General features: G+C 59.6%; 15 protein-coding genes. 10 read left to right on the forward strand and 5 right to left on the reverse strand.

The window, feature by feature from the left end:
- Positions 1-16: 16 nt before the first annotated feature.
- Together AC2A6O_RS20070 and AC2A6O_RS20075 are read right to left on the reverse strand one after the other, a co-directional pair.
- Positions 17-1,111, reverse strand: a complete 1,095-nt coding sequence (locus AC2A6O_RS20070; RefSeq protein WP_498929710.1) for a polyamine ABC transporter substrate-binding protein — start codon at positions 1,109-1,111, stop codon at positions 17-19.
- A gap of 147 nt (positions 1,112-1,258) precedes the next feature.
- Positions 1,259-2,647 (reverse strand): glutamine synthetase family protein, encoded by a 1,389-nt coding sequence (locus tag AC2A6O_RS20075; RefSeq protein WP_148585364.1) that lies wholly within the window; start codon positions 2,645-2,647, stop codon positions 1,259-1,261.
- A gap of 183 nt (positions 2,648-2,830) precedes the next feature.
- On the opposite strand from AC2A6O_RS20075, the gene AC2A6O_RS20080 reads away from it, so the two are divergent.
- The 9 genes from AC2A6O_RS20080 to AC2A6O_RS20120 all read left to right on the forward strand — a co-directional run bounded on the left by AC2A6O_RS20080 (position 2,831) and on the right by AC2A6O_RS20120 (position 10,849).
- Positions 2,831-3,523: a GntR family transcriptional regulator gene (locus AC2A6O_RS20080; RefSeq protein WP_498929712.1), complete on the forward strand. Its 693-nt coding sequence runs from the start codon at positions 2,831-2,833 to the stop codon at positions 3,521-3,523.
- 151 nt (positions 3,524-3,674) lie between these two features.
- The gene (locus AC2A6O_RS20085; RefSeq protein WP_148585365.1) at positions 3,675-5,081 is read left to right on the forward strand and encodes a glutamine synthetase family protein; all 1,407 of its coding nucleotides are present in this window, start codon (positions 3,675-3,677) and stop codon (positions 5,079-5,081) included.
- 31 nt (positions 5,082-5,112) lie between these two features.
- A complete protein-coding gene (locus AC2A6O_RS20090) occupies positions 5,113-6,507 on the forward strand; it encodes an aspartate aminotransferase family protein (protein ID WP_498929714.1) in 1,395 nt (464 codons plus the stop codon).
- Positions 6,508-6,608: 101 nt separating this feature from the next.
- Positions 6,609-6,887: a hypothetical protein gene (locus AC2A6O_RS20095; RefSeq protein ID WP_498929716.1), complete on the forward strand. Its 279-nt coding sequence runs from the start codon at positions 6,609-6,611 to the stop codon at positions 6,885-6,887.
- A gap of 162 nt (positions 6,888-7,049) precedes the next feature.
- The gene (gene mbfA / locus AC2A6O_RS20100) at positions 7,050-8,033 is read left to right on the forward strand and encodes an iron exporter MbfA (RefSeq protein WP_148585368.1); all 984 of its coding nucleotides are present in this window, start codon (positions 7,050-7,052) and stop codon (positions 8,031-8,033) included.
- Between the two features lie 159 nt (positions 8,034-8,192).
- A complete protein-coding gene (locus AC2A6O_RS20105; protein WP_148585369.1) occupies positions 8,193-8,585 on the forward strand; it encodes a YciI family protein in 393 nt (130 codons plus the stop codon).
- Positions 8,554-9,798, forward strand: coding sequence for an RNA polymerase sigma factor (locus tag AC2A6O_RS20110; RefSeq protein WP_498929718.1), 1,245 nt, complete (start codon positions 8,554-8,556; stop codon positions 9,796-9,798). The genes AC2A6O_RS20105 and AC2A6O_RS20110 overlap by 32 nt, the downstream gene beginning before the upstream one ends.
- 141 nt (positions 9,799-9,939) lie before the next feature.
- The gene (locus AC2A6O_RS20115; protein ID WP_498929720.1) at positions 9,940-10,323 is read left to right on the forward strand and encodes a VOC family protein; all 384 of its coding nucleotides are present in this window, start codon (positions 9,940-9,942) and stop codon (positions 10,321-10,323) included.
- A 124-nt stretch (positions 10,324-10,447) separates the two neighbouring features.
- Entirely contained in the window at positions 10,448-10,849 is a 402-nt protein-coding gene (locus AC2A6O_RS20120) for an MAPEG family protein (protein ID WP_498929722.1), read from the forward strand.
- A gap of 24 nt (positions 10,850-10,873) precedes the next feature.
- Here the strand turns inward: AC2A6O_RS20120 and AC2A6O_RS20125 are convergent, their stop codons facing one another.
- On the reverse strand, positions 10,874-11,572 hold the full coding sequence (locus tag AC2A6O_RS20125) for a MipA/OmpV family protein (protein WP_162530061.1): 699 nt from the start codon (positions 11,570-11,572) through the stop codon (positions 10,874-10,876).
- A 430-nt stretch (positions 11,573-12,002) separates the two neighbouring features.
- Here AC2A6O_RS20125 and AC2A6O_RS20130 point away from each other — a divergent pair, with 430 nt between their 5' ends.
- On the forward strand, positions 12,003-12,386 hold the full coding sequence (locus AC2A6O_RS20130; RefSeq protein ID WP_162530062.1) for a TetR-like C-terminal domain-containing protein: 384 nt from the start codon (positions 12,003-12,005) through the stop codon (positions 12,384-12,386).
- 19 nt (positions 12,387-12,405) lie between these two features.
- On the opposite strand, the gene AC2A6O_RS20135 is transcribed toward AC2A6O_RS20130, so the two are convergent.
- Complete coding sequence (locus AC2A6O_RS20135) at positions 12,406-13,830, reverse strand: GGDEF domain-containing protein (protein WP_498929725.1); 1,425 nt, start codon at positions 13,828-13,830, stop codon at positions 12,406-12,408.
- A 254-nt stretch (positions 13,831-14,084) separates the two neighbouring features.
- Entirely contained in the window at positions 14,085-15,047 is a 963-nt protein-coding gene (locus AC2A6O_RS20140; RefSeq protein ID WP_498929727.1) for an enoyl-ACP reductase FabI, read from the reverse strand.
- Positions 15,048-15,095: the final 48 nt, after the last annotated feature.

The following is a 15,095-nucleotide window of genomic DNA, read 5'->3' on the forward strand; positions in this document are numbered from 1 at the left end:
GGCGGTTCGCGTTCGCTTACTGACCGCTCTTCACCTTGGTCCAGGTGCGGGTAACAATCCGGTTCACCTTCGGCGGATATGGGGTGACGGTGTAGAGGTTCTTCACCGCTTCCTCGGGCGGGTAGATTGCCGGATCGCCGATCACGTCCTCGTTGAGGAATTCCTGCGAGGCCTTGTTGCCGTTGGCGTAGTAGACCACATTGGAGGCCTTCGCCATGACTTCAGGACGCATGATGTAGTTCAGGAACTCGTGCGCCTCTTCCTTGTGCGGCGCATCCGCCGGGATCGCCATCTGGTCGAACCACATCAGCGCCCCCTCTTTCGGGATCGAATACTCGACGGTCACGCCGTTGTCGGCTTCAGCCGCACGGTCACGGGCCTGCAGAACATCACCGGACCAGCCGACCGCCAGACAGATATCGCCGTTGGCGAGCGCATTGATGTATTCGGACGAGTGGAACTTCTGGATATAGGGGCGCACCGACATCAGCAGCTCACCCGCCTTCTCGATTTCAGCCGGATCCTTGCTGTCCGGGTCAAGGCCCAGATAGTTGAGCGCGGCCGGGATCAGCTCGGTCGGAGCATCCAGAATGAACACGCCGCAATCCTTCAGCTTCTCGATGTTCTCCTTCTTGAACAGGAGATCCCAGCTGTCCACCGGCGGATTGTCGCCGAGGGCGGCTTTCACCTTTTCGACATTATAACCGAGACCGGTCGTGCCCCACATGTAGTTGATGGAGTGCTCGTTGCCCGGATCGTATTTGTCGACACGTGCCTCGATGTCCTTCCACATGTTGGACAGGTTCGGCAGTTTGGACTTGTCGAGTTCGGAGAAGACGCCTGCCTGGATCTGGCGCGCCAGGAAGGTTCCGGTCGGGACCACGATGTCGTAGCCCGTGCCGCCTGCCAGCAGCTTGGTTTCCAGAACCTCGTTGCTGTCGAACACGTCGTAGACGACCTTGATGCCGGTTTCCTTGGTGAAGTCTTCCAGAATGGTTTCGTCGATGTAGTCGGACCAGTTGTAGACATTCACGACCTTGTCCTGGGCGAATGCAGCACCGCTCATCAGGCTGAGAATGGCTACCCCGGTCAACATGGATTTCAATGTCATTTAAGAACTCCCCTCAGAGTTTTGTCAGTGGCCTATTGGCGGCCTAGTGCCTTATTTCAAATGGACATTTGCGCTGTTGGCGTCTTGTCTGTCCTGCAGGTTGGCTATGGCGCCGGTTTTTGTCCAGCGTCGATTTTGAGCAGCCGATCACAAATAGGTCTGTCGCTCAAGCGACGAAATCTCCCGCCCAAATTCGTTCAGTTCCTCCCGTTTGATCTCGGTCAGCACCTTGTGCATTTCCTTGCCGACTGCCTGTTTCATCAGCTTTGAGGCTTCGAAAGCATCAATCGCCTCGTCCATCCAGGGCGTCAGGCGCTTCTTGCGCTTCTCATAGGCGTTACCGGTCACAGGAGCAGGCGGATCCTTTTTCAGCCGGAGGCCTTCCATCATCCCGGCAAGAACGCCGGTGAGCACGAGGTAGGGATTGGCGTCGGCGCCGGCGATCCGGTGTTCGACACGGGCCGCTTCCGGCGTCGAGGCCGGAACCCGCAAGGCCACGGATCGGTTGTCGTATCCCCAGCAGATGGAAGCCGGCGCATAGGAGCCCGGCTGCATCCGGCGGAAGCCATTGAAGGTCGAGATGAACAGCAGCAGGGATTCCGGCATCGTCTTCAACAGACCGTTGATGGCATAGCCAAGTTTGTCGGCGCCAGTATCCGGGTCTGCGAACAAATTGCCGTTTTCGTCTTCCATGGACACATGCACATGCATGCCGTTGCCGGGCCATTCCACAAAAGGCTTGGCCATGAAGGAGGACTTGAGTTCGTGCTTGCGGGCAACCCCGGCGACGAGGCGGCGCAGCATGACGACATCATCGGCAGCCAGCAGCGGGTTGCGGCGATGATGCAGGTTGAGTTCGAACTGGCCGGGTGCGGCTTCGGAAACCGCCGCATCGGCCGGAATGCCCTGAATCTCGCAGGCCCGACGCAAATCGTCGACCACCGGTAGCAGGGCTTCAAGGTCCGACAGGGCATACATGTTCTGCCTTGCGGGGCCCAGATGCGTGGAGAACAGAGGTTTGGGCTGCTCGGTCCAGTCGCCGTCGCTCTCCTCGAAAAGATAGAATTCCAGCTCGAAGGCGCAGGTCGCCGTCACGCCGAATTCGTCCTTCAGGCGGTCGACCATGTTTTCCAGAACGTGACGCGGATCGGCCAGGAAGGGATCGCCGTCCCGGTCATACATGGACAAAAGCACCTGGGCGGTCTTGCGGTCGGCCCAGGGCACCAGTTTCAGCGTTTCCGGGATCGGCCAGCAGACACCGTCCTTGTCACCCGTTTCCAGGTGCATGCCGGTGGCCTCGACCTCACGACCCCACACATCCAGCCCGTAGAGCGAATAGGGAAAGGCAACGCCGCCCTCGAACACTTTTTCCAGCGCCTTGCCCGGCAGCCACTTGCCGCGCAGCACGCCGTTGGTATCCGGCAGAATGACCTCGAGCGTATCGAGATCTGGATGAGCAGCCATGAAGGCCTCGAAATCCGTCTTCCAGCCGGGCAGCGCCGGATGCTCGAGGATCTGGTGGGGAAGCTCGTTCATTTAGAGTTATTACGCCCCTGCGTCTTGCTGGACTGGCCATCCGCACTCATGCGGCAGGCGGCAGCTTTTGTTTGCGTCCTTTTTAAAAATGTGATCACTTTCTGAAAACCCTGTCAAGCAGGATCGTGTAATTCATCGTTTGACTTTTCCGGGAGAATGTCTTTGGCCCTTCGGCGATCCGCCATGCAATCCGGCCCCGTGAAGGCGGCAAGTGCCCCCTCGACGTCTCGCGGCGCGACCCGCCAGCAGGTCGATAACGCCGTGCGGTCCGGGATGCTGACCGGCCGGTTCATACCCGGAAAAGCCGTTACGATCCGGGGCCTTGCAGCAGAACTGGGCGTCAGCCCGATGCCTGTGCGTGAAGTGCTGCAACGGCTGGCAGCGGAAAACGCCCTCGAAGTCAAACCAAACGGCCGGGTGCAGGTGCCCGACATGACCCCTGCGCGCTTCGACGAGGTGTTAAGAGCCAGGACTCTTCTGGAGCCCGAACTGGCGGAATTGGCGCTTCCGCACCTCACATCCCGGGATGCAAAGGACCTTCAATCGATCGATAACGACATCGATGAGCGTCTGACCAGTGGCGATGCCGAGGCCTATATGCGGCTCAATCACGCCTTTCATTTTCGCATTTACAGGGCGTCCGGCTCCAAGGTTCTTCTGCCGCTGACTGACAGTCTGTGGCTGCAGTTTGCGCCGTTCATGCGCACGGTCTACGGCCGGGTCGGCACCGCCAGCCTGGAGGACCGGCACAAGGAAGCCATCCGGGCGATTGAAAGGCAGGATGCCCCTGCCCTGCGGGCTGCCATTGCGGCCGATATCGCCGACGGCATGGGCCTTCTGGGCAAGGAAATCCTGTCGGATGCATCAGGCGGTTGATCCTTTCCTCAAGCCGTGCCATTTTGTGATCACAAAATGATTTCTCCGATCCGGAGCAGCCCTTCGCAGACAGGTACTTGATCACGCCCCTGTTTGCCGTCCAAATGGCGTTCCCTGCCCCGGCCAGAGTGCCAAACCATTGGAGCTTCTTGTGACTGCTGAAACGCCTGCCAGCGAAAGCGAAAACCCGGTCGACAGCCTGCGCGGCGTCCCGGACGTCGACGCCGCCCGTGACTGGCTCAACGCGCGCAACATCCAGGACATCGAGTGTATCGTGCCGGACCTTGCCGGTGTTGCCCGCGGCAAGATGATGCCGACCGGTAAATTCTTCTCCGGCCCCGTCATGACGATGCCCGCGTCGATCTTCGCGCAGACCATTTCTGGTGATTATCCGGACGACGACGACTGGTTCCAGCACAATCCCATTGACGGCGACCTCTATTTCAAACCCGACTACAGCACCCTGACCACGGTGCCCTGGGAAAGCGACCCGACCGCGCAGCTCATCCACGATGCCGTTACCCGCCAGGGCGAGCCGGTTGAAACCGCGCCGCGCAACGTGCTGAAGCGCGTTCTCAAGCTCTACGAGGACAAGGGCTGGGAGCCGGTGGTGGCTCCGGAGATCGAGTTTTACCTCGTCCGCCCGAACACCGATCCCGACTACCCGCTGGAACCGCCCCGGGGCCGATCCGGCCGGCCGGAAGTCGGGCGTCAGTCCTATTCGATTTCCGCGCTGAACGAGTTCGACGACCTGATCGACGACATCTACGACCTGTCAGAACAGCAGGGCCTCGAGATCGACACCATGATCCACGAGGAAGGCGCGGCGCAGATGGAAATCAACCTGCGCCACGGCCAGCCTCTGGCTCTGGCCGACCAGGTGTTCCTGTTCAAGCGCACGATCCGTGAAGCCGCGCTGCGGCACGAAATGTATGCCACTTTCATGTCGAAGCCGATGTCGAACCAGCCGGGTTCGGCGATGCACATCCACCAGTCGGTGATCGACAAGGAAACCGGGCTCAATATCTTTGCCGATGAAAACGGCGAGGAAACACCGGCGTTCCTGTCGTTCATCGCCGGTCACCAGCGGTTCCTGCCGCGGGTCACCTGCATCATGGCGCCCTTCGTCAATTCCTACCGCCGGTTCTCCAAGACCTCGACCGCGCCGGTAAACGTCTATTGGGGCTACGACAACCGCACGGTTGGCCTGCGCGTGCCCTATTCCAACGCCCAAGCCCGGCGACTGGAAAACCGTGTGCCGGGGTCCGACGTCAACCCGTATCTCGCCATCGCCGCAAGTCTTGCCTGCGGGTATCTGGGCATGGTCCGCGGTTTGAAGCCTGATTCTCCGAAGTCCGATGACTGTTCGGAGCGGTCCAAGTCCCTGCCGCGGGGCTTGCCCGAGTCTCTCGCCAAGTTCGAAAAATCCGAAGAAATGATCGAGGTGTTCGGCGAACAATTCGTCGCCACCTACCGAGCGATCAAATACGAGGAATTTGAAACCTTCATGTCCGTGATCAGTCCCTGGGAGCGGGAATACCTGCTGCTCAACGTCTGATCCCGTCTGTCACTATCCGGAGCGTTCGCCAATGACGGCCCATTCCAACATCTATCCGACCAAGGCCCTTCAGGAACTCGATGCCGCCCATCACTGGCATCCGTTTTCCGACATGAAGTCGCTGAACGAGGAAGGCAGCCGGGTGATTACCCATGCCGACGGCATCTGGCTGACGGATTCGGAGGGCAACCGTATCCTGGACGGCATGGCCGGTCTGTGGTGCGTTCAGGTAGGCCATGGCCGCAAGGAAATTGCGGACGCCGTCTACAAGCAGATGAACGAGCTGTCCTATTACAACACGTTCTTCAAGACGACCCATCCGCCTGCGATTGCCCTTTCGGAAAAGCTGGCGAAACTGGCGCCCGATCACATCAACCGGGTGTTCTACTGCTCGTCCGGCTCCGAGGCCAACGACACCGTGTTCCGCATGGTCCGCACCTATTGGGACAAGATGGGCAAACCGGACAAGAAGGTGATCATCGGCCGTTGGAACGGGTATCACGGCTCCACGCTTGCGGGCACCAGCCTGGGCGGCATGAAGGGCATGCATGAGCAGGGCGACCTTCCGGTTGCCGGCGTCCATCACATCGACCAGCCCTACTGGTTCGGTGAAGGCCATGAGATGAGCCCGGAGGAGTTCGGTGTCTTTGCAGCCCGCAAGCTGGAACAAGCCATCGATGAAATCGGCGAAGACAAGGTCGCGGCCTTCATTGCCGAACCGATCCAGGGGGCGGGCGGTGTCATCATTCCGCCGGAGACCTATTGGCCCGAAATCCGCCGCATCCTCGACGAGCGCGACATCCTGTTCGTTTCCGACGAGGTCATCTGCGGGTTCGGCCGTCTCGGCGAATGGTTCGGCTCGACCCACTACGGCATGAAGCCGGACCTGATGCCGATCGCCAAGGGCCTGACCTCCGGTTATCTGCCGATGGGTGGTGTCATGGTGTCCGACCGTGTGGCCGAAGGCCTGATGCTGTCGGGCGAGGAGTTCTACCACGGCTATACCTATTCCGGTCATCCGGCCTGTGCCGCGGCTGCGCTCGCCAATCTGGAGATCATCGAGCGCGAAGGCCTGGTCGAGCGCGTCAAGAGCGATATCGGCCCTTATCTCAAGGAACGCTGGCTGAAGCTGGGCGATCACCCGTTGATCGGCGAAGCGCGCATGACCGGCCTTGTCGGTGCGCTGGAACTGGTACCGGACAAGAAGAACCCGCACCGGCTGTTCAAGGACGTCGGCACCGCCGGCACCATCTGCCGCGACATTTCCTTCGGCAACGGCATGGTCATGCGCGCAGTGCGCGACAGCCTGATCATCTCGCCGCCGCTGGTCCTGACCCATGAAGAAGCGGACATTCTGGTAGAAACCGCCGAGAAGACCCTCGATGAAGGCTATCAGGCGTTGAAGCGCGACGGCTGGCTGGGATAAGCGGCACACCGAACGCCAGCAACCAAGGTCAAAGCCCGGCTGCGATATTACGGCCGGGCTTTTTCATTCAGTTTACGTCTGCAATGGCGTTCAACCGCTTCATGACCTCGCCCTCCAGCTTGACGCTGGCGGCAAGGCTCATCATCTCGACGTCGAGCGCGGCCGCCGCGATCGGGCTGGCACAGGCCGGTCATGGTTTCGTACATACGTTCCGAAACTGGCTGGAGCCGCATTTCGAATCCGGAACCCTGATGCCGGTGCTGACTGACTGGTGGGTGGAGTTCGATGGTCCACGCCTCTATGTCTCAAGCCGTTTCATGCCAAGCCCGTTGCGTGCCTTTGTCGACTTACGTTGGCAAACAGCGTGCTTCCTGCCCTGATTAGCAAGAGCAGCCCCCTGGCGGATACAACCGATGCGGGGTACATGCGTCATCATGGCGCCTGTCGGAACCTGCATTCTTGACTTTCAGGTCTTGCCATTCTCCCTCGCAGGAGCTTGAGTTGGGTTATCTCAAGCACGGCGCATTTAAGGAAAAACCTTTATGCTCAGACGGTTCTTCACGCTGCGAAAACGGGATTTCTCGTCCCTTTCGGAACAGGAAATTCTGGCGCTCGCGATTTCCTCCGAAGAAGACGACGCCCGCATCTACAAGTCTTATGCCGATGGGCTGCGCGATCAGTTTCCGCAATCGGCCAAGGTCTTCGATGACATGGCGGAAGAGGAAAACCAGCATAGGCGACGGCTGATCGAACAGCACCGGGCCCGGTTTGGCGAAACGATACCGCTCATTCGCCGGGAGCATGTGCGTGGCTATTATGATCGAAAGCCCGACTGGCTTGTGCGTCCGCTTGGGCTGGAAAAGGTCCGGGCGATGGCAGAGGACATGGAAGCGCAGGCCTACCGCTTCTACATCGAAGCAGCCAAGCGCACGTCGGACGCAGGAACCCGCAAGCTTCTGGGGGACCTTGCGGTGGCCGAAAAAGGGCATGAAAGCCTTGCCCAGCGCCTTGGCGAAAAATACACGCCCGAAGACGTACAGGAGCAAGAGCGCCAGACGGAACGCCGGCAATTCATCCTGACCTATATCCAGCCGGGCCTTGCCGGCCTGATGGACGGGTCGGTGTCGACACTGGCCCCGATCTTTGCCGCTGCCTTCGCAACGCAGGACACCTGGCAGACGTTCCTCGTCGGGCTGTCGGCCTCCGTCGGGGCGGGTATTTCCATGGGTTTTACGGAAGCAGCCCATGACGATGGCGTCTTGTCCGGACGCGGATCACCGCTCAAACGCGGTCTTGCTTCCGGCATCATGACCGCGCTTGGCGGCCTCGGGCACGCCCTGCCCTATCTCATTCCCCAGTTCTGGACAGCGACCAGCGTCGCGGCCGTCGTCGTTTTCTTCGAATTGTGGGCGATTGCCTGGATCCAGAACCGCTACATGGAAACACCGTTTCTGCGGGCGGCCTTTCAGGTTGTGCTTGGCGGTTCTCTGGTCTTTGCCGCAGGTGTGCTCATCGGCAACGCATAGGCACTGGGAGGGAGCACCCGTTTCCAAAACGAACGGGTCTCCTTCCGGACAGCAAGGGGCGGCTGGCGGACAAGTTTTCTCTTTTTTTGGTCCGGCTGTCGGCTAAGCTCGCACCTGAACGTTCCTTGGGTATCAATCCAGGGAACCGGAGGGACCGACATGCTGTTTTCCGTATTGATTTATGCCAGTGAAGATTTCATCGACGCTCTGCCACCGGAAGAGCTTGCCACCATCTATCAGAAACACGGCGCCTTTCACGAACACACCAAGACAAACAAGTCCTTCGCCGCTGCCACCAGACTGATGTCGACGGGAACATCCGTCACCATCAACAAGAACAACGACGACTTTGTTGTGACCGATGGGCCCTTTGCGGAGACGAAAGAGCAGTTCATGGGCTTTTACCTGATCGACTGCCCGACACTGGAAGAGGCAATCGAGGCGGTGAAGATCCTGCCGCTCGATCATGGCCGCATTGAAATCCGCCCGGTGCAGTTCTTCGAGGGAGCTGATTTCAAGAATGCCGAGCGCCTGGTTATCAACGCATCTTAGGGCGGCCCGCCCGCGTGTGCTGGCGGCTCTCAATCGCGTCTTCGGCGACATCGACCTTGCCGAGGACGCGTTTCAGGAGGCCTCGCTCAGAGCCCTGAAGACCTGGTCACCGGACCAGTTGCCGGGCGATCCCGTCTCCTGGCTGATCGTCGCAGGACGCAATGCCGGCGTCGATGCCCTGCGCAAACGCAAGAGGGAAATGCTCACGGCACCGGACGATCTCGCCCCGCTTTCAAAGGGCCCTCATCCGGAAGATGACCTGACGCAGTCACTGGATCATGCCGTCTACCGGGACGACATTCTGCGCCTTCTGTTTACCTGCTGTCACCCGGTGCTGCGCCGGGACCAGCAGATTGCCCTATCGCTGAAAATCGTCGCCGGTCTCACGGTCGAGGAAATTGCCCGTGCGTTCCTAGTCCAGCCCAAGACCATGGAACAGCGCATCACACGGGCCAAGAAGCGGCTGCAGGCAGCGAACCTCACCTATGAAGAGCCGGACAGGACCGCCCGTTCCGAACGGCTTTCAGCCGTTGCCAATGCCATCTATCTGATCTTCAACGAAGGCTATTGCGCATCGCAGGGAGAAGAGCTGATCCGGGAACCTCTGTGCGAGGAAGCGATCCGTCTTGCCCGCCTGATCGTCCGGCTTTTTCCCGAAGAACCGGAACTGCGCGGGCTGCTTGCCCTGTGCCTGATCCAGCATTCCCGCCGCAGCGCGCGGCTCAGCGAAAGCGGCAGTGCCATTACGCTGGAAGATCAGGACCGTTCGCTCTGGGACCGGACACTGATCGCGGAGGGCAACGTTCTTCTTGAAGCTGCCCTGCGCAAGGCGCGGCCCGGGCCCTTTCAGATCGAGGCGGCCATCGCCGCGACGCACACCCAGGCAGCCACCTATGCACGGACCGACTGGGCGGAGATCGACCGGCTCTACCGGGCACTGCAACATGTCCGGCCTTCGCCTGTTGTCGCGCTCAACCGCGCCGTGGTCCAGGCAAAGCTGCAAGGACCGCAGGAGGCGTTGTGCAGTCTGGAAAAGCTTTCGGGTTCTCTGGAGCGCTATCCGAATTTCCATGTTGTGCGCGCCACGTTTCTGCAAGACCTGGGCCGGTACGAAGAAGCTCTGGCGGGTTTTCGGACCGCGCTGGACTTTGCCGGTACCGATGTCGACCGCGCCCACATCCTCAAGAAGATGAGCGGTCTTGTCCGAAAGTGACCACGTCACCAGCTATCGCTGCCTGAGACCAAATCTGCCCAGAAGATTTTTTTGCAGCTCCTGTCGGATCGCTCCCTTCCCCGCCGTCCTCTGATCACCTGGCTCGACCAGGCGACCTGTTCAACGATGAGGACGAAAGACATGAGCACTCCGTCGCAAACCCATGGCGCATTCAGCTGGATGGAACTTCACTGCGCCGACGGCGCCAAGGCGCAGGCCTTCTATTCCGACCTGCTCGGCTGGGGAACGAAAACCGTGGATGTGGGTGTCGGCCCCTACACGATGATCCTGAACAACGAGGAGATGATAGGTGGCTTTCCTGCGATGGAAACCGACACCCCGCGCTGGCTGCCCTACGTGACAGTCGATAATGTCGATGCGCGTGTCGAAAAGGCGCGCGGACTCGGTGCAACGGTGGCAATGGAACCGATGGACGTTCCAAACGTCGGCCGCATGGCGACGATCATCGATCCGCTCGGCGGTGTTATCGCCATGATCAAATACAGTGAGCCCGCCGACGCATGAATGCGCCTGGCGGTTGACACATGACGCCGCGCCCCTCAGCCGCCCCGGCCTTGCGCCGGGGTTCCCCTGATGGCGAGCAACCCGCGTCCGTCTTTCGACAGGACTTTCCCGAAGGAATTCCCTTATGCAACCGATAACTTTTCTGCCGGTGACGGCTCTCTTTGTTGCTGTGTTTGCCTTGCTGCAGGTGCCTATGACCGTGGCCGTCGGCCTCCGGCGGGCCAAAAGCGGTATCCAGTTTCTGGATGGAGGTGATGAGACCCTGCTGAGGCGCATGCGGGCGCACGGCAATTTTACGGAAACCTCGCCGATGAGCCTGCTGGCCATGAGCGCCGCGGAACTTGCCGGAGCACCGGGGATGTTGCTCTGGTCCGTCGGCGGCGCCTTGCTGGTCGGCCGCATTCTGCATTACGGCACGCTGGTCACGTCCGGTTTCGGCATCGGTCGGGCCATCGGCATGATCCTGACGCTGGCATCGCTGGTGATCTTTCCGGTTTATGTGCTGGCACAGTTTTTCCGTCAGTAAACGGTGAGCCGTGCCCACTGGCAGTCAGAACTTGTACCAGAGGAACAGGCCGCCATGGCCGTTCAGCGCTTCGCCGCGATCTTCGACAATCGGGCTGTCGGCCATACTGCCGAGAAGCACCGAGCCGCCAACGAGACCACCCACGCCCCAGTGTTCGGTAACCGCGAACCTTGAGGACACATCAACGCTTACATCCCGGAAGCCGGCGTCGGCCTTGTATTCCTTAAGGCCACTTGCGGCCGCGCCCTTCGCGGTCACGGAATAATAGGCATCTGCATAGGCCTCGTCGGCAAAGGTCGTCGACACATCGAGGCCAAACGCTAAACGCTGCGTGGCATTGATTTCGTAGCCCAGACTGAAGGTTGCCGTGGTGCCGCTGTCGCCGATCACGTCATGGGCGATGTCGACACTGGCCCCGAGCGAGTCGCGATCCAACAGCAGACCGGCGTAGCCACCGCCAACCGTCCCCCCGACCCACAGTTCCTCGTCGACATCCGGAAGTTTGTCGACGACCTTGTCGGACACATCCTTACGGCCGCTACCGTAACCGATCAGAGGCCCGGCATAAAAGCTCTCGAACGGGAGCACGTTGGCGGTTGCCGTCAACCCGTTGAACTTGACGAAATACGGCCCTTTTTGCACCGACGCGATGATGCCGGGAACGAACCCATAATCCTTTGACCCCAGATACTCCGGGCCAAAGAAGGGGCCGGCGCCGACCAAGACGCTCCAGTCCGTTTGCTCCTCCCCTCTTGCGGGAGCTGTGGCAAGGGCGAGACTTGCAAGGAGGCTAGCGCGCAAATAACAGTTAGACGACATAAGACAACCCTTCTTACTGTGACCCCAGCAATGTTGTCACTGTCTATATATCGAAATTGATGTCGTCAACCGAAAAGTTGACAGTGTCTACTTTGGAGGAAAGAGGCTGAGCGATCCGACCTATCATCACGGAAACCTGAAAGAGGCCCTTATCCAGGCAGGGCTGGACATTCTGCGCGAAGACGGTCTGGAAGCCCTGTCACTTCGGGCCTGTGCCGCCCGTGCTGGCGTGTCCCATGGTGCGCCGAAAAACCACTTCGCCAATCTTGCCGTTCTTCAAGCTGCTATCGCGACGGCAGGCTTCCGACAGTTTGCCGAAACTATGCGTCGTCACATGGCAGATGCGCAAAAAGACGCCCGTTCGCAGATACTTGCCAGCGCACGCGGTTACAGTGCTTTCGCGGAGGAAAACTCGCATTTGTTCCGGCTGATGTTTTCCATGGAACGCCGGATCGACATCTATCCGGACCTTCTGCCGGCCAGCCAGGAAGCCTATGCGGTTCTAAGGGAAGTGTCTGAAGGACTTACTGCGGATAATTGCGAAAATCCGGTGCACCGGACATCCGTGGAGACCATGCTGTGGGCCTTTATTCACGGCTTTGCCAATCTGAAGGCCAATCGGCAGTTCTATACGGCCAATGCAGAAACCGGACGAGACCCGGCGCTGGAAGAGATTTTTCCGCAGTTGCGCTATCTGACTGGAAAGAAAGAAGACTGACGCAGCCGGGTTGGAACCGTCACGTCGCTTCAACCGCTACCACGCGGTTACGGCCGCGTTTCTTTGCCAGATAACAAAGCCGGTCGGCCTCGGCCAGCAGAGTGTCCAGACAGGCTGCGTCTTCGTGTTCAAGAGCGACGACACCAAGGCTCGCGGTGACCTGAACCTCCTTGCCGTTTCCCGCTGGAACCGGCTCGCTGCCGACGCTTTGGCGGATTTTTTCCGCTTCGGCCACGGCATCGATGATGCCGCTGTCCGGGATCAGCACGGCAAATTCCTCGCCGCCCATGCGGCCAAGAAGACTGCCCGGCGGCAATGTGTTTTTCACGCGCTGGACAAACTTGACCAACACAGTGTCTCCCGCAGCATGTCCATGGGTGTCATTGACGGACTTGAAGTGATCGAGATCGACCATCAACAATGCATAGCCGCTTGTCCCGGGAGCAAGTCTGCGGGCGGCTTCTTCCCGAAAGGCGCTTCGGTTGAGAACTCTCGTAAGCTGATCGTGGGTCGCAAGATATTGCAGACGGCGCATCAGGGCATTCCGGCTTTGCGTGACACAGGACAGCATGATCGGGGCCAGCGCGACAAGGGAAATGCCGAGGCGGATCGAGACCAGCGTCATCACGTCGAGCTGCAGTGATCTGTCGTCGAGCCCATTTGACAGGATGACCACACCCCAGACGCCAATGAAGAGTGTCAGGATGGTGGTCGGGAACACAGGATAGACGAGGCCGCACCACAAAAGCGCTGGCACCGGGAAAGCAATGGCGCCGGGACCGCCGACAAGCGCACCGGCAACACAGGACGCCAGAAGCAAAACCAGAGGCGCCCGTTTTTCCTGACTCAACCGCCCGATCTGCTCGGAAATATCCCTCTGAGTCCCCTCCAATTTCGGGGCAGAGAGAACGACAGGCAGGACCGAAATGTAATTGACCAGTTCAGTGGTCGACCAATAGATCCACCCCGGAAGGAGACTTCCGCCGAAGAGGATCGGATTCGCTATGCCGCCGACGATCCCTGCGACGGATGCGGCGACAGCCGAGGCCATCGCCAGATGGAGAAGAGAAGCCGGGTGTTGCAGCCGGCGGGAGGCCGCAGGCAAATGCTTGTAGACCTGATATCCGGCAGCCACCCCGACCATATTTGCGGCATTCAGCAGAAGCGACTTTTCCAGCGTCGACCCGGTCACCAGATCCGCAGCCAGATAGCCGATGCCAGCGGCAAACCAGCCCTGCCATCCGGCCGATTTCGGCAGACGTATCATCAGACCGAGGAGGATCGCGTTGGCTGGCCAGATCGCTGCGAGAAATCCGGCTGGACGCGTCAGAATACCAAAGAGGCATAACAGGAAAACGACAAGGCCCAGCAAGAGCGGCACCCAGGCTTCAGACCTTGAGATGCGGTCAAGGACGCCGCTTTTCCTGTATAAATTTGCCGCCACAGCAGTCTCCATCTCCGACAGCGCGAATAAAAACAGTTCAGGCATTCGCTGCCGGACGTTCCCAGTTTCTGAAAAGTTTTGTTTTGGAAGGCTTTGGTCGTCGACCCAGTTGATCCATTGACCGTGTAATGACGGTATTAATCTAAAGATCTCATAAAAACATACCGGGAATCATCGCCTGATTTTGCGTTCCGGATGTTTTACCGACCCTGACGGTCTGGCCTGGTCGTTTGGCGCGGAACAGCTCAGGGCCGTCAAAGGACCGTGTGGCGTAATCCGCCGTTCACTTGCAGGATCTCACCCGTCATGCCGCCGGACACTTCGCTGAGCAGATAGGCTGTTGCTCCGGCAACTTCCTCTGCGGTGACGCCTCGGCGCAGGAACGACTGGCGCGACAGAACCTCATGTACCTTACGGAAATCGGGCAGCACCCGCGACGAAGTCGTCGGGACCGCGCCAGCGGAAACACCGTTCACACGCACGTTCTCATGCCCCAGTTCCGACGCGAGCGCCCGGACGGAGTGTTCAAGTGCCGCCTTGGCGACACCAAGGACCTCATAGCCCGGAACCACCCGCTCGCCGCCTAGAAAGGTCAATGCGACAACAGACCGGAGATTCGGGTTACGCCGCTGAACCTCACGCACGAGGGCAATGAAGGCATAACAGCTGGTGCTGATCGTCTTCAGAAAATTCTCTTCGCTCGTGCCCAGAAGCCCGCCCTGCCCGGCCTCGGTCACGTCGGTCTTGGCAAGGCAGAAGACCATGCCCGTGAGGTCGGTCAGATCGTCGATTGCATCGATGGAGTTCGGGTAGTCCAGAAAACGGATATCGTGATGCGGCGTTTTCGCAGCCAGCTTTTCAGGCCGGCGCGACGTCAGAACGGTCTCCCAGCCGTTTTGATGCATATGTTCACCGATTGCGAGACCGAGCGAGCGCTTCGAACTGACACCGACCACAAGCACCTTGTTGGTCTTGACGGCGGGTTTCCTGAGGTCGAAGAGCGTTTCGAGCGTGCGCGTGACGGCCATAGAGCGATATTCCTGCTGAGGACCGAAACCGGCCTGCGGTAGTGAATTCCGGGAAACGACAGGCAAGGCCCCGGCATCTCGACGTCTCGTCACCATGCCATATGGAGCGACGACCGGTTCGCCGGCAAATGACTTTGCCGCCAGACCATAGGACGTATAATAAGTCAGTCTCGTGACAACGCGATTCACAGCCTGTAACCGGATGTTTCAATCCACTGACAAACGGCACTCCGGTTT

It is taken from the genome of Labrenzia sp. ATLA3 (assembly GCF_057180185.1).